This window comes from Flavobacterium sp. YO64 (assembly GCF_004119505.1).
GTDB lineage: Bacteria > Bacteroidota > Bacteroidia > Flavobacteriales > Flavobacteriaceae > Flavobacterium > Flavobacterium oncorhynchi.
Genome location: NZ_NRQV01000002.1, coordinates 162,962 through 187,039, shown reverse-complemented (window position 1 = coordinate 187,039; position 24,078 = coordinate 162,962). Strand labels below are relative to the sequence as shown.

Here is a 24,078-nt window from a genome sequence, read left to right as displayed (position 1 = left end):
AAACCTTTGAACTTTTCAAAAAAAAATCCGCTCATTTCTGAACGGATTTATACCTTAAAAAACTTGGCACTTCTTTGTGGTCATTTTATTTAACCGCAAAGAGCGCAAGGTTTTTTTTAGGTTAAGTTTATAAACGCAAAGTTCGCAAAGCCATCTGATGAAGCTTTGCGAACTTTTAAAAATATTAGCTCCCGATAGCTATCAGGATTGTACAATTCTTAGCATTCTTTGCGTTAAAAAAACTACTTAGAAAGCTCTACAAAATATTTGTAAAACAACGGAATCGTTTCAATTCCTTTCAAGTAATTAAAGATTCCAAAATGCTCATTTGGCGAGTGAATTGCATCGCTGTCTAAACCAAATCCCATCAAAATCGTTTTGCTTTTTAATTCTTTTTCAAACAAAGCTACAATCGGAATACTTCCTCCAGAACGAACCGGAATTGCAGGAACTCCAAATGTTTCAGTATATGCTTTATTTGCAGCTTGATATCCAATGCTGTCAATTGGCGTTACATAGCCTTGTCCTCCATGATGCGGCGACACTTTTACTGTAACTCCAGCTGGTGCAATACTTGTAAAATGTTTCGTGAAAAGTTCTGTAATCTCTTCCCAATCCTGATTTGGAACCAAACGCATTGAGATTTTAGCAAAAGCTTTACTCGCAATAACTGTTTTAGCACCTTCGCCAGTATAACCGCCCCAAATTCCGTTTACGTCTAATGTTGGACGGATTGAATTGCGCTCATTCGTTACATAACCTTTCTCGCCGTAAACATCATTTAAGTCTAAAGCTTTTTTATATTTTTCTAAACTAAAAGGCGCTTTTGCCATTTCAGCTCTTTCTTCTGCAGATAATTCCTGAACTTTATCGTAGAATCCTGGAATCGTAATATGATTGTCTTCGTCATGAAGCGAAGCTATCATTTTTGCCAAAACATTAATTGGGTTTGCTACCGCTCCACCGTATAAACCAGAATGTAAATCGCGGTTTGGACCAGTAACTTCAACCTCAACATAACTCAAACCTCTTAAACCAGTTGTAATCGATGGCTGTTGGTTTGAAATCATTCCCGTATCAGAAATTAAAATAACGTCGTTTTTCAGTTTTTCTTGATTGCGTTCTACGAACCAAGCCAAACTTGCCGAACCAACTTCTTCTTCACCTTCGATCATGAATTTTACGTTACATGGCAAAGTGTTGCTTTGTACCATTAATTCAAGCGCTTTTACGTGCATGTACATCTGACCTTTGTCGTCACACGCTCCACGCGCGAAGATTGCACCTTCTGGGTGAATTTCTGTAGTTTTTATAACAGGTTCAAAAGGCGGTGAAGTCCATAATTCTAATGGATCTGGCGGCTGAACATCATAGTGTCCGTAAACTAAAACCGTTGGAAGATTTGGATCTATAATTTTCTCTCCGTAGATAATTGGGTAACCCGGAGTGTCGCAAGTTTCGACAAAATCGCAGCCTGCTTTTGATAAACTTTCTTTTACAGCCTCTGCTGTATCAATAACATCTTGTGAGTATGCGGTGTCAGCACTTACCGACGGAATCTTTAATAATTCGATCAATTCATTGATAAACCGATCTTTATGTTGTTGAACGTAGGACTTAATATTTTCCATTTAAATTATTTTTATAGAAATCCAAAAGTACAAAAAAGAGAATTAATAATTTTTTTGAAATTTTTCTTTGAATATTCGAAAGTATGCTTATCTTTGCACCCACAATTACGCGGATATGGTGAAATTGGTAGACATGCCAGACTTAGGATCTGGTGCCGCAAGGCGTGTAGGTTCGAGTCCTATTATCCGCACTAAAAAAGCTTCTGAATATTTTTCAGAAGCTTTTTTTTTGACTTCTCGTTTTTACTTTATTCCGTTTTTTTTAATATAGCCCGAGGTTTCAACCTCGGGAGACATAGATTGTCAATAATGAATGCGCCTCAATGGTTAAAACCACTGGCTATGTTTTTAATATTTTTGTCATTTCGACGTAAGGAGAAATCTCCACGAGAAGCTCGACAAAGATTGGCTTTCCGTCGCGAAGTTTCTTGCGAAGATTTCTCCTTACGTCGAAATGACAAACTTTGTGGAAATTCATCCTGACGAATAAAAAAACTCAATCAAAACACTATAAATCAAATAATTAACACCAAAACCAATTCACTAAAAAAATTTCTTCCGTATCTTTGCCAATCTAAAAAAATCTGCCAATAAACTCTTCTCTTTGCCTATTGCAGAACAAATTCCCCAAATTTTGTTTCGGTTATAAAATTCGTTTTCAACAACCTAACAATAAACAAAATGGAACCACAACTTCAAGAAATACGGGAACAACAGAAAGCATCTTGGAACAAATTTTCTCCAGGCTGGAAAAAATGGGATCATGAAATTCTGGATTTTATGAGGCCTTTTGCCGATGAAATCATTCGTTCGATAAACCCGAAAGGATCAGACGTAATTTTAGATGTCGCGGCTGGAACCGGCGAACCAGGTTTGAGCATCGCAGCGATGCTTTCTGACGGAAAAGTCATTATTACCGATCTCGCCGACGATATGCTTACCATTGCCCGCGAAAATGCTTTTAAAAAAGGAATTACAAATGTCGAATTTAAAGCTTGCGATGTAAGCGAACTTCCTTTTTACGACAATACTTTCGACGCTATAAGCTGCCGAATGGGTTTTATGTTTTTTCCTGATATGCTTTTGGCGGCCAAAGAAATGTATCGAGTTCTGAAACCCGGAGGCAAAATCGCAACCGCAGTCTGGAGCGGACCTGAGAAAAATTTCTGGGTCACTGCTGTTGGCGGAACGATCAACAGAAACATGCAACTCACACCTCCTCCGCCCGAAGCTCCGGGAATGTTTCGCTGTTCGAAAAATGGTTTAATGACAGATATTTTTAAACAAGCAGGATTTAAAAATACTTCAGAAACAGAACTGACTGGCAAATTAAACTGCGGTACTGCAGAGGTCTACTGGAATCTGATCACAGAAATTGCAGCGCCTTTTGTTGCTGCACTCAGCAATGCTGATGATGAAATGAGAGAAAAAATCAAACAAGAAGTATTTGCTTTAGTAAATGAAAAATTCCCTGACGGAAATGTAATCATCGATGGAAACGCACTTGTGATTGCCGCTGAGAAATGATTTTGAACTTATAAATAATCCTAAAATCCATATAGTTTTGTCATTTCGACGTAAGGAGAAATCGCACTAGAAACTCCGCAAAGAAAACCCCCAATCTTTGTGCATATACGAGTGTGATTTCTCGTTCCTCGAAATGACAGTACTTTGTGATAACTTTCTGTTTTAAATAATTTGTTTACTCCACATCCAAATAAGGATCTAAAATTTCTGCCAATCTATTCAACCAATAAAAATTATCATCGATATTAGATAACTCAGATTCTAATGTTTCGCATCCTCGCATGGAACATAACGAAAGTGCATAATTTACTTGTCGTATTGATTTTGCCATATCTTTTGGGTCGATAATATCAATAAAAAAATCTTTTAATCTGGTTTCAAATTCTTCAGAAAGATTATTTATACTCATAATTTTTGATTTTAAAATATTACAAAAATCATTCGAACTAAATTTTATTTGGACGCATATATGCGTCCAACTCTAATTCTTTTTTTCGTATAGAAAATCGAATTTCAACTAAAGCTTTTCCTTTCAAACATAAAAAAACCTCCACGTAAAGTAGGAGGCAATTCATATAGCTTTATTATTAGACAAAGTAAATTTGTCTAGTTTGTCATTTCGACGAAGGAGAAATCTTCGTAAGTAACTCCGCGACGGAAAGCCAATCTTTGTCGAGCTTCTCGCGAAGATTTCTCCTTACGTCGAAATGACAAGATTGCGGTTAATTATGCAAAAAACCTTTGTCAAAATTTAAAACTTTGACAAAGGTTCCTCGTTGTATTTGGAATTTGGGATTTAAAAAGATTGGAATTTATTTACCCCAATAATTCTAAAACCTTATCGACATTAATCTCACTATAATCATTAATATAAAAACTACATGGCGGAAGCTGTTCTTTTGTATGCGTACTCAAAACACCAACCACTTTCATTCCTGCATTTAGCCCTGCTGTAATACCCGAAAAAGAATCTTCGAAAACCACACAATCAGAAGGAGAAACTCCTACACGTTCTGCCGATTTTAGATAAACTTCGGGGTTTGGTTTATGATGTGTAACATCTTCGCTCGACATCATCGAATCCATTTTGTCTGAGATTTTCAAAGCGTTTGCAATCAAATCCAGATTCGCACGCGGCGCCGATGTTGCAACAGCCGTTTTAAATCCGCGAACTTTTAATTCGCTTAAAAAATCCAAATAATGTGGAATCGTATCGACTTTGTCTTTATAAATTTCACGAAACATTCCTTCTTTTTCGTCTTCGAGTTTTATCAATTCTTCTCCTGAAATCGGACGCTTGAAGAAATGCGACATGATATAACTATTGTGTTTTCCGTACATATGTTCTTCAAATTCTTCATTGGTATAAGGAACATTATATTTATCGAAAAACGCCTCAAAAGCCTTTACATGATGCGGATTCGTGTGCGAAATCACACCATCCATATCAAAAATTACACATTGCTGTTTCATTTTATTTTTTTGTTTTTTTAACGGTTGCAAGATAATTATTTCCGTAGAGTTGCGTGGAGATTTTCCGCAGAGATTCGCGAAGTTTTTTTTGAAGTAAAGTCTTAAGCGTACTGTTTGTCATTTCGAGGAACGAGAAATCCCCACGAGAAGCTCGACAAAGATTAGCTTTTCGTTGCGGCGTTACTTGCGGAGATTTCTCGTTCCTCGAAATGACAAAAAATGCGAAAAAAACTTAAAACTTGAAACCTGAAACAAAACTATCCTATCCAAATTTTACTTTTAACCAAAGTCATAGTCTGTCTCAAATGCTGATTGCACGCAATTAGAATAATCAAAACTACTAAACCATAACCCACAATGGTATAAATTTCCATATCGGCTAATAAAGTGGCTTGTTTAGCAACTGTTCCGAAAACTTTTTTTAAGGCCAAAGTATTCGCATTATCTGCCGAATATCCTTTTGCTATAAAACTCTGCGCTGTTGAAGCTATGGTTTGCTGTGCTTCGGGATTTTCACCAGTTACAAACTGACTTAGTTTTAAAAAGTGTTTTTTGTTTAAGAAAACAACCGCATTCTGCATCACGCAAAAACCAATTGTGCTTCCCCAAAAACGCCCAGAAACTCCAACAATTCCGGAAGAAACCGCCATTTTTGCAGGAACCGAAGATGTTGTAAACAAGATTAAAGGAACGAATAAAAACCCAACTCCAATTCCTTGTAAAACATACGGAACAATAATATCAGACAAAGCCACATCGGGTACAAACAGAAACGTAAACCAAAAATGAAAGATGGCAATTAACGTAAAACCAATCATAAAAATGATTTTCGTAGAAACCGATTTCATCAGAAAAAAAGCAGCTAAAATAAGTCCAATTACGTTTCCTAGTCCGTTTATGTATTGCACGCCCGCAACGCGCGACGGATCCCAATTCCAAATTGAAAACATTGCCGAATGACAAAGACTCAGCGTTGCTCTGCTGATATAGAAAAGGAAAAATAATAAAAACCCGATTCGTAGATTGGCGTATTTAAAGACTTCAAAATCAAAAGTTGGTCTTTTTACCAAAAGTTCTTTAAAGATGAACAAACCTCCCGAAATTAAAGCAATCATCAAGGTTAAAACCATTTGAGAAGAATCAAACCAATATTTTTTCTCGGCATAAACAAAAAAGTAGGCACCACAAAGAATGGCAGTTAAAACCAAAAAATAACTCATCCAGTCGATTTGATACAACGGAATTTTCTTTGTAATTCGGTGCCCACGAAAAGTAACTAAGATTAAAAAGACGTTCAAAACCTGCAATCCGCCCGAAACATACAGCATGTATTTCCAATCATAATGATCGAGAAACCAAACCGCAATATTCATAATAAAAGGCGTTGACAATAAAAGCGAACCGTAGTAAAACGAAAACCCGATTATAATAGCGTTTTTAGAATTAAACTGCTCGATCAATAATTGTCTGATTGTAATTACCGGAAGTGCCATCAGGATTCCCTCGGCGATTCTCAGCATTAAAAAAAGATAAAAATTGGTAATATACGCCGATGAAACAATCGTAATCCCAATTAAGGAATAGACTGCCATCAGATAGTTTTTTGCAGGGAAAAAACTCGAAAACCTACTTTCTATCAAAATCGTTGCCAGCAAAGTTCCATACGTAACGCACATCGCAAACTGTAGATCTTCTGGCTCAATGTCCAGAAAACTTGCTGCGTAGGTTACGTTTGACGTATAAACTCCTAATAAAATCATGGAATGCAAAAGGCAGACAAACAAAATAATAATGATTGCCCATTTTGGAACCCAAGATTTAAAAATACTTTTATCTTCCATTTTAGTGTGCTGCAATCACAGTAATATTCATTCCCGCTCTTAAAAAATCAGCTTGTTTGTCGGTGTTTTTTAATTGAATTCTAACTGGAATTCTTTGCTCGATTTTTACGAAGTTTCCCGTTGCATTATCTGGAGGAAGCAATGAAAATCTTGCCCCGCTCGCTGGAGACAAAGAAGCAATTGTACCAATGAACATTTTGTCGCTCACAGCATCGGCTTTTATTTCAACATCCTGACCAACGGTTAAATACTGCAATTGTGTTTCTTTAAAATTGGCTGTAATCCATTTTTCTTTGCTTACAATTGATAATAATGATTGCCCTTCTTTTACCAATTGTCCTGGCTGTAAAGTTCGTTTTCCAACCCAGCCGTCGTAAGGCGCAGTAATTATAGTGTACGAAAGAAATAATGCCGCATTATCAGCCACAGCTTGCTTTGACGCAATATTAGTCTGCGTTGTCGGAACATTTGCTTCAGCAACCGATGTACTTAAAGTTGCCGAATGAATTCTGTTTTTCATTTCCGCAAAATGCGCTTGCGCCGATTCGTAATCTGCTTTTACTTTTTCTAATTGCTGAGAAGTTGCCGCTTCATCTTTAACCAAAGCTTTATATCTTTCGTATTCTAATTTAGTTTTCCAAAGATTCGATTTTGCGCCTTCTAACTGCGATTCGTTAATTGCCGTTGCACTTGCTGTTGTAACTGCATTTTTCTGCGCCACAACGCTGTTTTGCAGCGCGTTTTGAACATCGGCAAGAGCCACATTCAATTTCGATTTGTATTCACGATTGTCAATCACAACCAAAGTATCGCCTTTATGCACAAACTGGTTTTCGTTAAAACGAACTTCCTGTACATAACCTGTAATACGCGACATAATTGGCGTTACGTATTGTTCCACCTGAGCATCATTAGTTTCTTCGTGGTTTCTATTGAATACATAAAACCAAATTCCTAAAATAACCCCGCTCACCACAAGCGTACACGCAATAATTGTTATTAATATATGAAACGTTCTGTTTCTTCTAGTTTCATTTTTTATCTTAACCATAAACTCTATATCTTTTCTTGTCTATTTCTATTTTCTAACTTCTAAGTCTTGCTTCTTTACTCTTTCTTCTAAGGCTTTAGCATAATCTTTCACCATCTAACTCTGAGGCATAATCCCAGCCGTATGAAGCAGTTCGTAATGTTTTAAAACCGCATCTAAATGAGTAGAAATTTTGTTGTATTTCGCCTGAAGTAAAGCATTATCAGCATCGACCATTTCGGTAATTAAAACCAATTGATTTAAATATTTCACCTTAACAATTCGGTAATTTTCATTGGCTAAATCCAGAGCTTTATCAACAACCACAAACTTTTCAAGGATTTCCTGATACTGTGTATGTTCTTTATAAAGCTTGTCTTGAATTTCCTCTTTTACAATTTCCGACTGCATTTCCTGCCATCTGATTTTCGTATTTGCCTGCTCCATTTTGGTTTTGTTTTTATACAAAGACGAAAGGTCAAAAGTCGCTTCAATTCCAACTTGTCCCAAAGTATACAAATAGGGATTTGGTGGAAAAAATTTATAGTTTGGATAATAAAAACCATAGTTCCCAAAGAAGTGAACGCTTGGCAGATAATTTCCTTTAACCAGTTTCAACTCTGTTTTGCTGATATTTAATTCCTGACTTGCGATACGCATTTCTTCGTTTTGCAAAGCTTTAGTCATATAATAGTCATAAGGATCTAAACCGTTCATTTCGTCCAGATTTGATGTTGTATCGATTACTATTTCCTCATTTTCTGGAATCTGAATTAAAGTTTTCAGATCGTGAAGCGCAATTTTTATGTTTTTGGAATTTGTAAGCGCATTCAACTCACGATCCGAAAGCTGTAATTCGGCACGAATAACTTCATTTTTCGTAACCGTTCCATGTTTTTGAAGAGATTGCACTTCTTTCAGTCGGCTTTTTTCTTCTTTGATGTTTTCTTCAAAAATCTTTTGAAGCTCCATCATTTTATAAATCGCCAGATAGTTTGCCACGACTTCAAGTTCGATGTCATTTTCAACCTTTTCGGTTTTTATTTTCGCAATTTCGTTTTCCTGATTCGCAATTTTGATGGCGTTATTAATCTTATTACCCGCATAAATTGGCATTTTAAAAGTCGAATTGACCTCGTAAATTTCAGGAATTGCCGGTGTAACTTCTTTGTCTTTTAAAAAACCGCTTCCTTTAAATTCGGTAATGTTTGTAATTCTGGAATACATCCCATTTAGTTGTACATCCGGAAGTCGAAGTTCTTTTCTTTCTTTGATGTTTTGCTCTGAGAGCGTGACCTCCAATTGAGATCTAAGGATTTTTTTGTTGTTTTCTTTAGCCAGTTTCAAAGCTTCTTGTAATGAAACCGAATGAACTTCCTGCGCTTGTAAGCCATTGAATGTTAATACCATTAAGAATAACAGCAGGATTCTGGAAAAACAGTCGTCTGTAGAATTTGTTGTTTTAAGGAACATGAATAAATAAATATTTTATGCTGCAAAGTTCCTTCATTTTTCTGTTGACTGATAATTCTAAAAAGCCAAGAACATATTCATTTCGGACAAATGTTAAAATCGAATTTTCCGAAAACGTTATATTAAAACATTGAAAAACAATTTATTACAAAATAGATTTGGATTGTGATATTTTACGCAGATTTTAGCTGATGCATGTAGATTTTTATTTTTAAAATCATAGAATCAAATAATTATCTGCTCTAATCTGCCGAATCTACGTGAAACAAAATTTTTATTTTCGCTCTAAGATTTCTTCTCCGTTTAAGTAATCAGAGGGTCTTTGTCCTAAAATCTTGAAGAATGTGTTGCTGAACGTTGGAACACTATTGTAACCAACTTCTTCGGCTACCTCTTTTACAGAAAGTTTTCTTTCTAATAAAAGTTCGATTGCTTTTAAAATTCGGCGAATAGTATAATATTGAATAAAAGACATATTGAGATCTTTTTGAAACAAGCGATACAAAGAGCGTTCGCTGTAACCAAATTCATGGGCAACATCGGCAAAGAGAATCGTTTCGCCCAAATTATTCTCAATATAACGAAGAATTTTACTAAGTCGTTTGTCTTTTGGCTGCGGTAATTCTAAAGGTAAATTATTAGTACATATTTGGGGCAAAATCGCTTTTATCGCTTTGGCAATTGCAAAATTCGGAGTTCCCTTTTTAAGATCACCGTTCCATCGATTGGTAAAAAGCATCATTTGCAGCAGTAAATTATTGACTGGATAAATTCCTTCTATTTTATAAAAGTCGTCTTCGTCTTTTTCTACTGGAAAGTATAAGTTTCGCATCGTAACACTTTCAGATTTTGGTTCGATGCTGTGCTCCACTCCACTCGGAATCCAGATAAAATGTCTTGCTGGTAAAAAATAGGTTTTGGTTTCAGTCGTTACAAAAACGACATCGCCTTCAGCATACAGTAATTGTGCTTTGTTGTGTCTGTGCGGAGGCACAAATAATTCGCCCATCAAATCGTGGTGGCAGTAAATGCTTTTTTTATCGGCATCTACTTTCTTTATGTAATATTTATCGAGTTTTTGACCGGAATGTTCCATAATATAAAGATAGGAAGAAATTTAACCGCAAAGCACACAAGGTAAAAGCGCAAAGTTCGCAAAGCTAAATTAAACTTTGCGAACTTTGCGTAAATCTTAGCGCTCTTTGCGGTTAAATACAAAAACAAAAAAGCCTTTCCGTTAAGAAAGGCTTTTAACAACTTAGGCGGTCTGGACGGGACTCGAACCCGCGACCCCATGCGTGACAGGCATGTATTCTAACCAACTGAACTACCAAACCCTGCGTTATTGCGAGTGCAAAAATACAACAGATCTTTGATTTTACAAGCTTTTTAGCGAATAAAATTTGAGAAATTTTTAATTGGTTAAATTCCAATATTTTAAAATTTCACTTTTAAAACAAAAAAGAAGAACTTTCTTTCTTTTTAACCGAAAGGCACACAATGTAAAAGCGCAAAGGTTCGCAAAGCTACATTTAAACTTTGCGAACCTTTGCGTAAATCTTAGCGCTCTTTGCGGTTGAAAACAAAAAACCAAAAGTGTCTTAAATCAAAAAAGCCATCCACAAAAGTGGAAAGCTTTTCATTGGTCTAACTACTAAACCAGCTACGAGTTACAAAGTCGTAGCAAAACAACACAACTAATCTTAGATACCGTTTTTGGGCAAAAAAGCCTTTCCGTTAAGAAAGGCTTTTCCCAATATTGCGGTCTGGACGGGACTCGAACCCGCGACCCCATGCGTGACAGGCATGTATTCTAACCAACTGAACTACCAAACCTCTGCGTTATTGCGGTTGCAAAGATAGTACAGAATTTCATTTCTGCAAGTGTTTTTGTAAAAAAAATGAAATAAATTTTCAAATGTTTATCCAAAGTTTTGTTTTTCAACCAAATATGTTGTCAATATTTTTTCAAAATTATCGCCAACATTTACCGGTACGTACTTAATTTGGTTCTTTGCGCAGGTTAAAGCCAGATTTTTAAAGTAGGCTTCTACCCTTTTTTCATATTCAATTTTAACATTATCAGCAAAAATTGAAACTTCTTCTCCTGATTCTAAGTCGATAAATTTTCTCGGCGCATTGTCAAAATCAAATTTTAACTCCGTTTCATTATCAACAACATGAAACAAAACTACTTTATGTTTATTATGCTTTAGATGTTGTAAAGCATTAAAAAGCTTTTCGTCATCTTCGGTCTGAAACATATCGGTAAACAAAATAATCATCGAACGACGATGCATTTTCTCTGCTATTTGATGCAAATATGTAATCGTATCGGTCGTTTTTTTGACTTTTGGCTGCACCAATAATTCTTCCAATTTATTCAAAAGCATCCTATGATGGCGATCGCTTCCTTTTTCAGGTGCGTAATATTCGTATTTATCGGAGAAAACGCTTAAACCAACGGCATCGCGCTGTTTCTTTAAAATATTCATCAAAACCGCCGACGCCAAAACTGCAAAACCAATCTTCTTTTCATAAAATGGCCGATCTGATTTTAATTCTGGATAATGCATCGACGACGAATTATCGACAATTAAATGACAACGTAAATTAGTTTCTTCCTCAAAACGTTTTGTGTATAAACGATCTGTTTTAGCAAACAATTTCCAATCAATATGCTTGGTACTTTCGCCTGCATTATAGACTTTATGCTCCGCAAATTCAGCCGAAAATCCATGAAACGGACTCTTGTGCATTCCGGATATAAAACCTTCCACAACTTGATTCGCCAGCATTTCGAGATGCTGAAAACTCGAGACTTTCTCTATTTCCGATTCGATTTTCATTCGGTTTCTTTTTTAATATTTTGCGATTTATAAAGCAAATCTGTCGCCATAAATAGTTTACGTTTCAAGATCGGACTAAAATTAGGATTTTCTTTTAAGAATCGCTGTACTTCATCAAAAGCATATTTAGACGAATATCTCCCAACGGTATTATCCAGCCAGTCTTTCGGGAAGAAAATATCTCCTGTACGCTGAATTTCATCGACTAAATCTAATGAAAATCTAATATATTTTTGTGCACTTTCCTGACGTAATGGGTGGTGAATATTACTCAAACCAACTGAAACCCACGATTCTTTCTCGCGGTTTGAATCGTCTTTTAAAGATTCCATAAAAGCATTTCGAACCGATTCATCTTTTGACAATGATGGAAGCAAGAATTCAAATCGTTTCTTTTTATCAGGATTTGTAATTGTTGTTCTTGTTTTTTCCAGAATTTCGTCGGCTTTTTCATGTTTGAAAATCGCCAAGTTCATTGCCATATTCGTAAAATCGTCTTCATTTAATTTTAAGCCGGAAATTACAATTTCCTTATTCCAAATCTGATATAATTTAGCTTTCGCCGAATCTGAATAGGCAATCGAACTGAACAATCCGAATAAAGTCTTTTTAATATTCGCCGATAAATTCGCCTGCAAACGTTCATTCAAAACTATTTCAAGTTGTTTCTGAACTTTATTTTGTTGTTTTTCGGTAAATAATCTCCAATAAATAGTATTCAAATTATTTGAGGCAATTCTCAAAACCAATTCGTTTTCTTCTGTCTGAATCCCTTTTAAAAAGCAATCATAAGCTTTGTCTGGCGAGATATTTCCAATCAATGTATTTTCATAAAGATTACTATAACTCGATGCTCTTGCAACCTCGTCTTTCAGCGTTGCGATATACTTTAAATTATTCTCGTCAAGCGGAAAAACACCGTATCCAAAACCGTTATAATTATAAACAACAGCAAGTGGTTTTTCAAGTCCAACAGCTTCTTTTAAAACTAGATTTTGCTCTTTAATATTCGCGGTTAAAACTTTTACATTATCTGTATAAACAAAACCAATTTGAAAAATTTGCGGCCAAACATTATCAGTTTTATCTTCTGCTTGTTGTTGAATTTCAAATTTCTTGATTCTGTTTTTAGAGTCGTATTCAATCTTATCTATAAAAATGGCTCTTCCAGATTTGTTTACCCAAACTTCACTCCATTTTTTCATATCAAGAAACGTCTCGGCATCCAGAATTTCTACAAGATTATTCCAGTCGGCATTGTCATTGGCGTATTTTTGAATGTATTTTTGGATTCCTTTCTGAAAAGCTTCTTTTCCCATCGAAGCTTCTAACTGACGCATCATAATTGGTGCTTTGTTGTAAATAATAGCGCCGTAAAGCGAGCCCGCATTTTTTAAATTCGCCAAATGCTGCTTTATCGGATGTGTTCCCAAAGATCGATCTTCTGCGTAAGCGGTGGCATAATGGGCTGTAAAAAACTGTAAATTATGATTGACTTTCGGAAAAATTGGGTTCATAATTTTATCTGCCATAAAGTTGGCAAAAACCTCTTTCATCCAAACATCGTCAAACCATTTCATGGTTACCAAATCGCCAAACCACATATGTGAGGTTTCATGCGCAATGAGTTTTGCTCGGTTTAATTTCTCGCTGTCGGTTGCACTGTTGTCTAGAAATAAAGTTGACTCTCGATATTGAATTGCACCAACATGTTCCATTCCGCCATATTGAAAAACGGGAATTGAAGCGAAGTCTAATTTTTGAAATGGGAATTTATAATTGGTATATTTTTCTAAAAAGTTTAAAGATTGTTGATGCAAATTAAAAATAGTATCGGCGCTTACGCGAAATTTTTCCTGACTGTTTTCTCGATACAGCATTGTCATTTCTAAACCAGGTTTTTGCGTGGTACTTTTGAATTTTCCGGCAACAAAAGAAAACAAATAGGTACTCATTTTATCTGATTCTCCAAAAGTATACAAAGTAAAATCACCTTTTTCTAATTTCTCTTTTACATCGGCGCCAGCCAAAACCGACCAATCTTTTGGCACAGTAAGGCTCAATTTATAAGTCGCTTTTATGTCTGGCTGATCAAAACATGGAAACAATGTACTTGCACGATCTGGAACTAATAGAGTATAGAGAAAATCATCATTTCTATTCAACGATAAATTCCCTGCAATGAAGGATATTAAGATTGTATTTTTTCCCATAATTAAAGCTAAGGGAGAAATTACAATATGTCCTTTTTCATGAACAATTGCCATGCTTTTTCCGTTTACGGCAACTGATTTTATGTTCAACGTTTTTTCTTTAAAATCTAAAAGCAAGGGCTGACTTAGATCAGTCAAATTTAGATTTACAATCAAATGAGCATTTATATTTTCTTCTTTTTGATTGGGAATCTCAAAAGACAAATTATATTGAACATCTGAAATTTGTTTTTTACGAAATTGTGCCAATTGCTCTGAAACACCACTTTCTAAAATTGCACTTTCTTTTTCTTTTGATTGCGAAAAACAACTTGGAATCAACATAACAAAGCAAAGAAAGGTGTATAGATTTTTCATTTTTTAAGGAATATAAGATTCGTTAAAAATAAAAAATGTTTGCCACGAATTCACTAGTTTCTACCTATTAAAATTTAAACCTGTTTTTTTTGCCACAGATTCAATAATTTTCACGCAGATTTTAAAAAATATACGCAGATTTTCATATCTAATATCTAAATAAAATCTGCGTAAAATAAATCATTCTAATCCTTTAATCTGTGGCAAAAAAACAAATAAAAAAGGTTTGACTTTCGCCAAACCTCTTTTATATAAATCATAATCTTACGATTACAACAAAGCGTCTAAACTATCTGCGTAGGTTTGTTTCGGAGCCACTCCTACTTGTTTTCCTACTACTTCACCGTTATGAAACACCAAAACGGTTGGTATGTTACGCACACCATATTTTGCAGCGAATTCTTGGTTTGCATCTACATCTACTTTACCAACAACTACTTTTCCTGCGTACTCATCGCTTAATTGGTCAATGATTGGACCAACCATTCTACAAGGACCACACCATGCTGCCCAAAAATCTACCATTACTGGTTTATCTGATTTTAAAACTACTTCATCAAAAGTAGCATCTGTTATTGCTAATGCCATAATTTCTTATCTTTTAAAATTATCGTCTGAATTGTTATGTTTCAAACTAGAGTACAAATTTAAAAATTTAAAACAAATGAAACGTCATTAGTAAATTAGTTTTCATTATAAATGTATTGTCTTTAATTATATCAGTAATTAAAGCTCTATTTTATCAGTTTAAACTTGCAATTGACTTGCTGTAATCTTTTTAAGAATAACATTCTTTTTTAGCTTACCTTTAATGATCCAGAAAAATTTATCCAGATGAGAGAAACTTTACAACAAATAAAAAACTTTTTTCAGTCGGTTGGTTTTAAAAAATACGCTAAACGCTTTGGTTATTTTATCTTGGGACTCATTGCGTTACTTTTAATTGCCTGCGGAGGATTATCGATTTATTTCAACAGAAATAAAACCGAAATTATTGCCAAAGTAAACGCCAAAATCAATGAAAATATAAATGGTGACTTTCATATTGGCGACTTTCACTATAAGTTTTTAACTGGTTTTCCCAATTTCACTTTAGCCTTAAATGATATCGAGCTCAAAGACAAAAAATGGAACACGCATCATCATACTTTATTAAAAGCCAAAGAAATTGAAGCCCGACTCAATATTTGGAGTTTATTGCATCATGAAGTCAATATTCATAAAATCCTTATTAACGACGCTGATATTTACATTTATAAAACGAAAGACGGATATACAAATTCAGACATTTTTAAACCAAAAAGAAAAAAGATCCGCAAAAGAAATCAGAAACTGAAACTACAATTGACCAAATCGACCTCAGCAATGTTAGGGTTACCATAAATAACCAACTCGGAAATAAATTATTTGATTTTGATGTTCACAATTTAAATTCTAAAGTAAATTACGATGGAGACGATTGGAGTACTGATTTATTTCTAGACACTCAAATAAACAGTCTTGCTTTTAATACCGTTCACGGAAGTTTTGCTAAGCAAAAGGAACTAAAAGGGACCTTGAATGTATCGTACTCTGCAGACAAACAAAAAATTGACATTGTAACCAAAGGCTTAAAAATAGGTACCGATTCGTTTGATATTGTGGCGTATTTTAATATCGGAAAAAGCAATTCGCTTTTTGGAATCAATATCGACACTCATATTTTATGGAGCAATGCATCAAATTTATTATCGGCAAATATTAGTTCTAAGCTTAACCGATTTAATCTGAAAGAGCCAATTGCCGTAAACTGCGATCTTAAAGGAGATTTAAATGTTCATGACGATCCTAAAATAGTGGTGCAGGCAATGTGTAAAAACAATGAGCTTACGATTCCTGATGGACAAATTAAGAAATGTAATTTTAAGGGAATTTTTACCAATAATTTCAAGCCGAAGGAAGGGTTTAATGACCCAAATTCAGCTGTAATTTTAACTCGATTTTCTGGAGAATATCAAAATATTCCGCTTTCAATTCCGCAGTTATCCATCAATAATCTTGAAAAACCTATTGCAACTGGAACTGTAAATTCTGATTTTGATGTCGAAAAATTAAATGAAGTAAGCAATGACAAATGGATTCATTTTTCTGAAGGTCATGCAAAAGCTAATTTGAACTTTCAGTTTGACATTGTCGATTTATACATCAACAAACCTAAATTTATTGGCAGTGTAAACGTCGAAAACACTTCGTTTGATTTTATTCCGAAAAAAATTCATGCCGAAAAAGTAAACGTGCAGCTCGACTTTACCGAACAGGCTTTACTCATTAAAAAAATCACTTACAAACACAATAAAAATTCTATTATTATCGATGGAAAAATCGATAATTTCTTGAATCTGTACTATGATGCGCCTGAAAAAATGGTTGTAAACTGGAATATTTACTGCCCGAATATTGATCTTAAACAATTCTTGGGTATTTTGACCTCATCTCAAAAAAGCAAAACTGTGGTTAAAAACAAAAAAACAACGATCTCAAATCACTTACGAACTGTAATCGAAAAATGTGCTGTTGTTATTGACATTAAAGCAGACAAAATAAATTACAATAAATTGACCGCTACAAACACAACGGCACGCATACAAATGATCGATTCGAGACTTCTTATAAAAAATGGTTCTCTGCAAACTTCGGGTGGCAATATTACTTTTAACAGCGAAGTTAAACCCAGCGGAAACAACTATGCTTTTAGCTCAAACGCACAGGTTAACCGAGTTGATATTGCAAGTTTTTTAAAATCGTTTAACAATTTTGGAATCACATCTTTCAGTCCAAACAATATTAAAGGCCGTCTTACAAGCACTGCCAATGTAAACGGTTTTATTAATAGTCACGGAGAATTAATCACCAATTCGGTGCACGGCAAACTCGATTTTAATGTTAATCAAGGTGCTTTGGTAAATTTTCAGCCAATTGTAAAAATAGGCAAGTTTGCTTTTCCTTTTCGTGATGTCGAGAATATCACTTTCAGCGATTTGTCTGGTCATCTTAATATGCGCGGCGAACAAGTAGACGTAAATAATTTAACAATAAGTTCCAGCGTACTAAACATTGATGTTGACGGAATTTACTCTTTTGGCCGAGGAACCAATCTCGCTTTAACAATCCCGCTTAGAAACTCTAAAAACGACGCTAAACTCGCCAGCAAAGCAGAGCGTGATGCTGTTCGCGACCGCGGAATTGTCCTGCATTTAATTGCTCTTGATGATAATGGAAAAATGAAGATTAAGTGGGGGAAGAAGGATAAGTGACTTTATTGAAATGGAATGTTTTGAAAAGAAACTAAAAAATGTACTGAATTAATTTTCTCATATCTAAATGATCTTTAGTAAAGTAAAAAATCAAATATATTTTGTTCCAATTTATAACAAAAAACACTTTTAATTATGGCTTTTTTTGAATTACTTTTGTAACCATTGTATAATGTTAAACAACTTGGTTATGAGTGATTATATTTCATTGTCTGAAGCATCAGAATTGTTAGGAAAGAGTAAAGAAACTTTAAGACGCTGGGATAATGAAGGTAAATTGAATGCTGTACGCGAACCTATGAGTAATTATAGAATGTACAAAAAATCAGAAATAAACTCTCTTTTTTCAAGTTTTGTAGATGATGAAATACAAGAAACTCTTTCCAATTATGCAGAACCAGAACATACTTATACTGTTTTAGAACTTTTTGCTGGGGCAGGCGGACTAGCTATTGGAATGGAAAAGGCTGGATTGAAATGTGTTGCCCTTAATGAAATCGACAAATGGGCATGTGAAACATTAAGAACCAATAGACCAAATTGGAATGTTCTAGAAGGAGACATAAAAAAGTTTAATTTTTCAGAATATCATAATAAAGTAGATGTTGTCACTGGTGGTTTTCCCTGTCAGGCCTTTAGTTATGCTGGAAAAAAACTTGGTTTAGCTGATGCTCGAGGAACATTGTTTTATGAATTTGCTAGAGCTGTGAAAGAAGTTAATCCTCCAATTTGTATTGGAGAAAATGTTCGTGGTTTATTAAACCATGACAACGGCAAAACAATCCAAGGGATGATTTCTATTTTAGATGAAATTGGCTACAACGTGGTGCCTATCCAAGTCTTAAAAGCCATTAATTTTAACGTTCCTCAAAAAAGAGAGAGATTAATTTTAGTTGGTATTAGAAAAGATATTGACTTGAAATATGAATATCCAAAACCATATAAAAAGATCTACAATTTAAAAGATGCTTTAAAAAAGAGCGATTTGTTTGATTGTGATGTTCCACATTCAGGAGGTTCAAAATACCCACAAAGTAAAGTTGATGTTTTAAAACTAGTTCCTCAAAAAGGATATTGGAGAGATTTACCTATAGATATTCAAAAAGAATTTATGGGAGGAAGTTTTTATCTTGGTGGAGGAAAAACAGGAATCGCAAGAAGAATTGGTTGGGATGAACCTTGTCTAACTTTAACTTGTAGCCCAGCACAAAAACAAACAGAAAGATGTCATCCTGAAGAAACAAGACCGTTTACTGTTCGTGAATATGCAAGAATTCAAACATTTCCAGATGATTGGCAATTTTCAGGTTCAATTGCTCAGCAATATAAACAAATTGGCAATGCCGTTCCAGTGAATTTAGGAAAGGAAGTTGGATATTCGATTGTTAAATTTTTGAATCAATATTACGATTCTCTAAATTTAAAAAGCTGAGAAATTTCTATTTCTTTAGCTAATTCTTCAACACCTTTATTTATTAAATCTTGAGTATCAATATTCTCAATTAATATTTGAAGGTTTTCCACTAGTCCTTCATAGAAATCAGGAAACCCCGTAACCCGATGCCAAAATTCTTTACCTATTATTACGGGATGCGTTTTGTCGATAACTTTGTAATGAATACTCAAGTCAGATTGTTCACCATAAAGAACACCAACTATAAAATCAGTATTATTAATATTTTTAAATGCTTTATTTGTACGGGCAAGATTAATTGTATCGGTAAATTTATTAATTAAAGGCTTTACATCCTCAGAATTGATAGTATTAGGCCCAGATTTTAGCTGGCACCACTTTTTACGATTATCAATTTTATCAACAAACTCAATATCCATTCCTTTTATTAAGGAGCCCTCAGCAATTTTTAAGTCTACAAACATATTTTGTATTCTTGTTCCAAATGAAGTATTTATTGAAGTTCCTAGAACTCTTGGATAATATAATGCTTTTGCAACTCCAATTGGAGTATAATCATTTTCTAAGACTTTAGATAAATACTTTACAACGATTGGATTTATATTGTAATTTTTAAGCTTAGAATGTGTATTAATTGAAGCAGTGATATGGTTTTCAAAGATATATGTTTTGAAATATTCTACAACTTCTTTAATTTTTTCCTCCTCCGTTATTTGCTCCATGTTTTTTATCAAAATTTTAGACTGCTAAAATAAGGTTTTTAATTTATAGAAAAAGCAATTCTTTACACTTAAATTAAAAAACAATTTCATGAAAAACAAGTAACTTTCATTCGAAAAAGACTCAACAATTTTTCATAATATTTTATTAATCTCTTTGGCTTTTTGCGCTAAAAAAGATAGATTTGAGAAACAATCATAAAATACAAACCATTATGAAAATTCAGATCAACACAGACAAACACATTGAAGGACATGAAAGATTAGAAGCCTATTTTTCTGGTGAATTAGAAAAAGGTTTAGCACGTTTTGAAGATAAAATTACTCGTATCGAAGTACACTTTGGAGATGAAAATGGAGAAAAATTTAGTGTAAACGATAAAAAATGTGTAATCGAAGTTCGTCCTGTAAAATTACAGCCTATTACCGTAACAGAACATGCCGATACTCTCGAAAAAGCTTTTAGCGGCGCTTTAACTAAAGTAAAAAAATCATTGACTACTACTTTCGAAAAATTGAAGGCACATTAATATAAACATCACATACAAAAATGGCATTATCTCTAATCAAGATAATGCCATTTTTTTTATCGTAAACCTGTTGCGTAAAATAAAAACATTAAACACATAGAAACATAGATTTTATGATTCGAAAAGGAGACAAAAAGAAACATGTTTCTTTCGCATAGCTGTTTAGGTGTGTCTAAATAAGTGAAACGCCTAATTTTGACTACAAAAACTATGTTTCTATGTGTTAAACAAATTGCACTAATAAGCTACAATAAAGCATTCATTTCTTTCCACTGCAGTATTTTGACTGGCTCATTAGGTTTCGCAGCGCTTTTAACCATTGCTTTTGCAATATCTCTCGCTTCAATTCCTTTATAAGCGCTTAATTTTCCAACAAATAGCGGATTGATGACTTTAAAAACCGCTTTAAAAACTTTTTCCAGTGGTCGATTTTCTCTTCGATCACCTAAAATCATCGAAGGACGAAAAATATAAGTATGCTCAAAATTTAAATTAATAATATCTTGTTCTGCCTCGCCTTTTGTTTTCACATAAAAAACAGATGAATTTACATTTGCTCCAACTGCAGAAACCAAGAAGACTGATTTTGCTCCGTTTTCTTTAGCGAGTTTTGCTGCCAAAACTGGATAATCATGATCGATTTGATAATACACTTTTTTATCTGGTGTTTTCTTTTGCGTTGTGCCAAGCGAAATAAAAACTTCATCTATTTTAATACCCTGCACCACATTGGCTAATGAATTAAAATCACCTATAAGCGTTTTTAATTTGGGATGCTGCATATTTAAATCTTTTCGAACAACAATTACAACTTGTTCATAAGCATCATTATTCAATAAGTTTTCTAGAATGTACGATCCAACTAGTCCGCTCGCGCCATATACAATTGCTTTTTTCATAAAATAGAAAATTTATTTTCCCGAAGTTAGAAAATTATCAGCTTACTTCATGAACAACCTTTTGTGCTATGTTATTTATTAAGATAATAATAACGTTTTTCGATATTGTAAGAAGTAAATTTGCAGTCCCAAAAATGAAACTTGAAAACAAACGCATAATTGGGATTTTATAGCATAATTTAAAAAACACATTCATGAAAAAGCAATTACTCGCATTATTAATCGCAGTTTTTATAAGCTTTGGTGCAAATGCACAAGTAAAAACCCCCGAAACAAATATTCTGGTTTTAATTTATTCGCAAAACGGAGGCACTTATAAAATGGCTAAAGCGATTGCCGAAGGAATTCAGGAATATCCAAATACAAAAGCAATTATAAAAAGAGTTCCCTCTATAAATCCAAAAGAAAAACTAAATTCTGATGTAGAAAAACTGCCAATTGCCGTTATTGATGAATTGGCTAATTATGATGGAATCGCATTTGGAAGTCCTGTTCATTTTGCCAATATCAGTGCCGATATGAATTCTTTTTTCAATCAAAGTATTCCGCTTTGGACTTCAAGAACTTTAGAAGGAAAACCTGCAACTGTATTTATGTCTGCAGGATCTGGCGCAGGAAAAGAAGCTGCAATTTTATCTTTCTGGAATATTCTTGCTTCTCACGGAATGATAATTGTTCCTACTGGAATTATGGGAACAGCTGGTTTAGACAAATCAGTACCGCAAGGAAATATGCCATTTGGAGCCACTTCATTAGCAGGATCAACTGGAACACGACCTTCTCAAAGCGAATTAAATTTAGCGAAAGAACAAGGAAAAGCTTTAGCAAGAGCAGCATCTGGATTGAAAAACACCGAAAATATCAAAACGGTAAAAACAACTTCTACAGAAATTAAAAGCGACATCAACAAAACATTAAAAGACAACAATATTGTGCTTCCTGAAGCTCCTAAACCAGTTGGGAATTATGTTCCGTATACAATTTCAAATCATAAAGTATATATTAATCAAGTTGCCTTAAAAGACGGGAAAATTTTAAATCCGGGTAAAGTTGGCGCAAATGTTACTGATGAGCAAGCAAAAGAAGCAACGTATCAAACAATGCTGAATGTAATTGCAGTTTTAAAAGAAGCTTGCGGAGGTGATTTAAACAAAGTAAAACAATGTGTGCAGTTAACAGGATTTTTTAATACTACTCCTGAATATACACAACACGCTGGAATTATGAATTCGGCTTCAAATTTAACCGCTTTGGTTTTTGGAGAAAAAGGAAAACATGCCAGAGCTACAATTGGCGCAGTTTCACTTCCTATAAATTCGGTTGTAGAAATTCAGGCGATTTTTGAAATTGAATAGCACATATCATTTAAAACAAAAAAGCGGAATACAATTGTATTCCGCTTTTTTATGATTTTGGTAAAGGTGCTCCCACTGCAACATCACAGCGATGTCCTGGTTGTCCGTGTGCCGGATTCATTCCTTCGGCTACCTTTTGAGGCGTTTCTGTACTTAACAAAGCTGGAACTGGGTTTGCAGCCGGCGGCGTTACCGTAAAATTTTGTGTCGCTGTTCCACTTTGCGGAGTTGAAGCTGCAGCGGTAGTAGTTTTTGCAACTGGCGAATTTAAAGGTGCTCCTACTGCGATATCGCATCTATGACCTGGTTGTCCGTGTGGCGGATTCATTCCTTTAGCCACTTTTGCGGGTGCTGCAACTGTAGTTGTAACTACATTTTTTTGATTCGGATTTACTTGTACCGTTTGAGCAGTCTGCGTTGTTTGAGCCTGTTGTGTAGGAGCAGAATTTAGAGGAGCTCCAACTGCAATATCACAACGATGCCCTGGTTTTCCGTGAGCAGGATTCAATCCTTTTGTCTCGCTTAAAACTGTATTTGGGTTTGCAGCAGGCATTTGCTGTTGCTCTACCACTGACTTCGTTTTTGCAGTATCTTTTGCCAAACCTAATTTTACTAATTCAGAAGTTGGTGTGCTCTCCTGCGGTTCTAATTCTTTTTTACAAGAAGTAAAAACTAAGGATGTAATAAATATAGAGCTGATAAGTATTTTTGAATTCATGATGTATCGATTTTAAAGCACTCAAATATAATCGTTTTTTTAAGATTAAATCCTATAAAAAATGTAAGATCATTTAAGTTTTACTTGAAGTTTCTGTGTGAATTAATTTCGCAAAGACACAAAACCGCAAAGTTTTTATATTGTTCAATATGGTCAAAAAAATTAATACCTTTAAACTTAAATACTATCTCACATGAAAAAAACATTCTTATTACTTTTATTCGTTGCAGCTTTTACAAATGCTCAAACTTCAGACAAAGATAAAATCAATCAAACAATAGATGCTTGGCACAAAGCTGCCGGCGATGTAAAATTTGACGCTTATTTTAACTTAATGGCTGATGATGCAATTTTTATTGGAACTGATGCGACTGAAAACTGGACTAAAAAGGATTTTAAAGTTTGGGCAAAACCTTATTTTGACAAAGGAAAAACTTGGAATTTTACGGCCTTAGAACGTCATGTCTTTTTTGATAAAACTGGGAAAACTGCTTGGTTTGACGAATTACTGAATACGCAAATGAAAATCTGCCGCGGTTCTGGTGTTTTGGTTAAAGTAGGAAAAGAATGGAAAATTCAACATTATGTTTTGTCAATGACAATTCCCAACGATGAAGTTAATACAGTAATTAAAATAAAAGCGCCAATTGAAGATGCTTTGATCGCAAAGCTTCAAAAAAAATAAACATTTTTCGACTTTATTCTTATAAACATAACTTTTATAGCGCTTTACAGCTTCCTAAATCAAATTAATTA

General features: G+C 34.4%; 20 protein-coding genes and 3 tRNA genes. 8 read left to right on the top strand and 15 right to left on the bottom strand.

Annotated elements, in window-relative coordinates; genetic code table 11:
• Positions 1-242 precede the first annotated feature (242 nt).
• Positions 243-1,631, bottom strand: a complete 1,389-nt coding sequence (locus tag BOW57_RS02150; RefSeq protein WP_089055944.1) for a dipeptidase — start codon at positions 1,629-1,631, stop codon at positions 243-245.
• A 109-nt stretch (positions 1,632-1,740) separates the two neighbouring features.
• Here BOW57_RS02150 and BOW57_RS02145 point away from each other — a divergent pair.
• Together BOW57_RS02145 and BOW57_RS02140 are read left to right on the top strand one after the other, a co-directional pair.
• Positions 1,741-1,822 (top strand) — tRNA-Leu (locus tag BOW57_RS02145).
• Positions 1,823-2,312: 490 nt separating this feature from the next.
• On the top strand, positions 2,313-3,158 hold the full coding sequence (locus BOW57_RS02140) for a class I SAM-dependent methyltransferase (RefSeq protein WP_129052884.1): 846 nt from the start codon (positions 2,313-2,315) through the stop codon (positions 3,156-3,158).
• A 175-nt stretch (positions 3,159-3,333) separates the two neighbouring features.
• On the opposite strand, the gene BOW57_RS02135 is transcribed toward BOW57_RS02140, so the two are convergent.
• The 11 genes from BOW57_RS02135 to trxA all read right to left on the bottom strand — a co-directional run bounded on the left by BOW57_RS02135 (position 3,334) and on the right by trxA (position 14,982).
• Entirely contained in the window at positions 3,334-3,567 is a 234-nt protein-coding gene (locus BOW57_RS02135) for a hypothetical protein (protein WP_129052883.1), read from the bottom strand.
• Between the two features lie 407 nt (positions 3,568-3,974).
• Positions 3,975-4,631: an HAD family phosphatase gene (locus tag BOW57_RS02130; RefSeq protein WP_129052882.1), complete on the bottom strand. Its 657-nt coding sequence runs from the start codon at positions 4,629-4,631 to the stop codon at positions 3,975-3,977.
• Positions 4,632-4,888: 257 nt separating this feature from the next.
• Positions 4,889-6,472, bottom strand: a complete 1,584-nt coding sequence (locus BOW57_RS02125; RefSeq protein ID WP_129052881.1) for an MFS transporter — start codon at positions 6,470-6,472, stop codon at positions 4,889-4,891.
• 1 nt (position 6,473) lies between these two features.
• Positions 6,474-7,523, bottom strand: coding sequence for an HlyD family secretion protein (locus tag BOW57_RS02120; protein ID WP_129052880.1), 1,050 nt, complete (start codon positions 7,521-7,523; stop codon positions 6,474-6,476).
• A gap of 96 nt (positions 7,524-7,619) precedes the next feature.
• Positions 7,620-8,975, bottom strand: a complete 1,356-nt coding sequence (locus BOW57_RS02115) for a TolC family protein (protein ID WP_129052879.1) — start codon at positions 8,973-8,975, stop codon at positions 7,620-7,622.
• Positions 8,976-9,249: 274 nt separating this feature from the next.
• The gene (locus BOW57_RS02110; RefSeq protein ID WP_129052878.1) at positions 9,250-10,071 is read right to left on the bottom strand and encodes an AraC family transcriptional regulator; all 822 of its coding nucleotides are present in this window, start codon (positions 10,069-10,071) and stop codon (positions 9,250-9,252) included.
• Between the two features lie 167 nt (positions 10,072-10,238).
• Positions 10,239-10,312, bottom strand: a tRNA-Asp gene (locus BOW57_RS02105).
• A 425-nt stretch (positions 10,313-10,737) separates the two neighbouring features.
• Positions 10,738-10,811: transfer RNA gene (locus BOW57_RS02100), tRNA-Asp, on the bottom strand.
• An 86-nt stretch (positions 10,812-10,897) separates the two neighbouring features.
• Positions 10,898-11,824, bottom strand: coding sequence for a DUF58 domain-containing protein (locus tag BOW57_RS02095; protein ID WP_129052877.1), 927 nt, complete (start codon positions 11,822-11,824; stop codon positions 10,898-10,900).
• Positions 11,821-14,394 carry a M1 family aminopeptidase gene (locus BOW57_RS02090; RefSeq protein WP_129052876.1) on the bottom strand — a complete coding sequence of 858 codons (2,574 nt, stop codon included), beginning with the start codon at positions 14,392-14,394 and terminating at the stop codon, positions 11,821-11,823. The genes BOW57_RS02095 and BOW57_RS02090 overlap by 4 nt, the downstream gene beginning before the upstream one ends.
• A 270-nt stretch (positions 14,395-14,664) precedes the next feature.
• A complete protein-coding gene (gene trxA, locus BOW57_RS02085) occupies positions 14,665-14,982 on the bottom strand; it encodes a thioredoxin (RefSeq protein ID WP_012023423.1) in 318 nt (105 codons plus the stop codon).
• A 246-nt stretch (positions 14,983-15,228) separates the two neighbouring features.
• On the opposite strand from trxA, the gene BOW57_RS20815 reads away from it, so the two are divergent.
• The 3 genes from BOW57_RS20815 (at position 15,229) to dcm (ending at position 19,119) form a co-directional block, all read left to right on the top strand.
• Entirely contained in the window at positions 15,229-15,777 is a 549-nt protein-coding gene (locus BOW57_RS20815; protein ID WP_241687365.1) for an AsmA family protein, read from the top strand.
• Positions 15,778-15,950: 173 nt separating this feature from the next.
• Positions 15,951-17,687: an AsmA-like C-terminal region-containing protein gene (locus tag BOW57_RS02080; RefSeq protein WP_241687364.1), complete on the top strand. Its 1,737-nt coding sequence runs from the start codon at positions 15,951-15,953 to the stop codon at positions 17,685-17,687.
• A gap of 184 nt (positions 17,688-17,871) precedes the next feature.
• A complete protein-coding gene (gene dcm, locus BOW57_RS02075) occupies positions 17,872-19,119 on the top strand; it encodes a DNA (cytosine-5-)-methyltransferase (RefSeq protein ID WP_206734729.1) in 1,248 nt (415 codons plus the stop codon).
• On the opposite strand, the gene BOW57_RS02070 is transcribed toward dcm, so the two are convergent.
• Positions 19,092-19,823: a PmeII family type II restriction endonuclease gene (locus BOW57_RS02070; protein ID WP_129052874.1), complete on the bottom strand. Its 732-nt coding sequence runs from the start codon at positions 19,821-19,823 to the stop codon at positions 19,092-19,094. The genes dcm and BOW57_RS02070 overlap by 28 nt on opposite strands.
• 212 nt (positions 19,824-20,035) lie before the next feature.
• Here BOW57_RS02070 and BOW57_RS02065 point away from each other — a divergent pair, with 212 nt between their 5' ends.
• Entirely contained in the window at positions 20,036-20,350 is a 315-nt protein-coding gene (locus BOW57_RS02065; RefSeq protein ID WP_089053778.1) for an HPF/RaiA family ribosome-associated protein, read from the top strand.
• Positions 20,351-20,595: 245 nt separating this feature from the next.
• Here BOW57_RS02065 and BOW57_RS02060 read toward each other — a convergent pair whose 3' ends face one another.
• On the bottom strand, positions 20,596-21,249 hold the full coding sequence (locus BOW57_RS02060) for an oxidoreductase (protein WP_129052873.1): 654 nt from the start codon (positions 21,247-21,249) through the stop codon (positions 20,596-20,598).
• 194 nt (positions 21,250-21,443) lie between these two features.
• Here BOW57_RS02060 and wrbA point away from each other — a divergent pair, with 194 nt between their 5' ends.
• Complete coding sequence (gene wrbA / locus BOW57_RS02055) at positions 21,444-22,604, top strand: NAD(P)H:quinone oxidoreductase (protein WP_129052872.1); 1,161 nt, start codon at positions 21,444-21,446, stop codon at positions 22,602-22,604.
• A 49-nt stretch (positions 22,605-22,653) separates the two neighbouring features.
• On the opposite strand, the gene BOW57_RS02050 is transcribed toward wrbA, so the two are convergent.
• Entirely contained in the window at positions 22,654-23,322 is a 669-nt protein-coding gene (locus BOW57_RS02050) for a hypothetical protein (protein WP_129052871.1), read from the bottom strand.
• A 193-nt stretch (positions 23,323-23,515) separates the two neighbouring features.
• On the opposite strand from BOW57_RS02050, the gene BOW57_RS02045 reads away from it, so the two are divergent.
• Positions 23,516-24,007 carry a nuclear transport factor 2 family protein gene (locus BOW57_RS02045; protein WP_129052870.1) on the top strand — a complete coding sequence of 164 codons (492 nt, stop codon included), beginning with the start codon at positions 23,516-23,518 and terminating at the stop codon, positions 24,005-24,007.
• Positions 24,008-24,078 lie beyond the last annotated feature (71 nt).

Coding starts and splice junctions, on each gene's coding strand:
- BOW57_RS02070 (WP_129052874.1), bottom strand. CDS start 19,823: ATGGAGCAAATAACGGAGGAGGAAAAAATTAAAGAAGTTGTAGAATAT.
- BOW57_RS02090 (WP_129052876.1), bottom strand. CDS start 14,394: ATGAAAAATCTATACACCTTTCTTTGCTTTGTTATGTTGATTCCAAGT.
- BOW57_RS02120 (WP_129052880.1), bottom strand. CDS start 7,523: ATGGTTAAGATAAAAAATGAAACTAGAAGAAACAGAACGTTTCATATA.
- BOW57_RS02135 (WP_129052883.1), bottom strand. CDS start 3,567: ATGAGTATAAATAATCTTTCTGAAGAATTTGAAACCAGATTAAAAGAT.
- BOW57_RS02095 (WP_129052877.1), bottom strand. CDS start 11,824: ATGAAAATCGAATCGGAAATAGAGAAAGTCTCGAGTTTTCAGCATCTC.
- BOW57_RS02140 (WP_129052884.1), top strand. CDS start 2,313: ATGGAACCACAACTTCAAGAAATACGGGAACAACAGAAAGCATCTTGG.
- BOW57_RS20815 (WP_241687365.1), top strand. CDS start 15,229: ATGAGAGAAACTTTACAACAAATAAAAAACTTTTTTCAGTCGGTTGGT.
- BOW57_RS02130 (WP_129052882.1), bottom strand. CDS start 4,631: ATGAAACAGCAATGTGTAATTTTTGATATGGATGGTGTGATTTCGCAC.
- BOW57_RS02045 (WP_129052870.1), top strand. CDS start 23,516: ATGAAAAAAACATTCTTATTACTTTTATTCGTTGCAGCTTTTACAAAT.
- BOW57_RS02115 (WP_129052879.1), bottom strand. CDS start 8,975: ATGTTCCTTAAAACAACAAATTCTACAGACGACTGTTTTTCCAGAATC.
- BOW57_RS02065 (WP_089053778.1), top strand. CDS start 20,036: ATGAAAATTCAGATCAACACAGACAAACACATTGAAGGACATGAAAGA.
- trxA (WP_012023423.1), bottom strand. CDS start 14,982: ATGGCATTAGCAATAACAGATGCTACTTTTGATGAAGTAGTTTTAAAA.
- BOW57_RS02110 (WP_129052878.1), bottom strand. CDS start 10,071: ATGGAACATTCCGGTCAAAAACTCGATAAATATTACATAAAGAAAGTA.
- BOW57_RS02060 (WP_129052873.1), bottom strand. CDS start 21,249: ATGAAAAAAGCAATTGTATATGGCGCGAGCGGACTAGTTGGATCGTAC.
- BOW57_RS02150 (WP_089055944.1), bottom strand. CDS start 1,631: ATGGAAAATATTAAGTCCTACGTTCAACAACATAAAGATCGGTTTATC.
- BOW57_RS02125 (WP_129052881.1), bottom strand. CDS start 6,472: ATGGAAGATAAAAGTATTTTTAAATCTTGGGTTCCAAAATGGGCAATC.
- BOW57_RS02050 (WP_129052871.1), bottom strand. CDS start 23,322: ATGAATTCAAAAATACTTATCAGCTCTATATTTATTACATCCTTAGTT.
- wrbA (WP_129052872.1), top strand. CDS start 21,444: ATGAAAAAGCAATTACTCGCATTATTAATCGCAGTTTTTATAAGCTTT.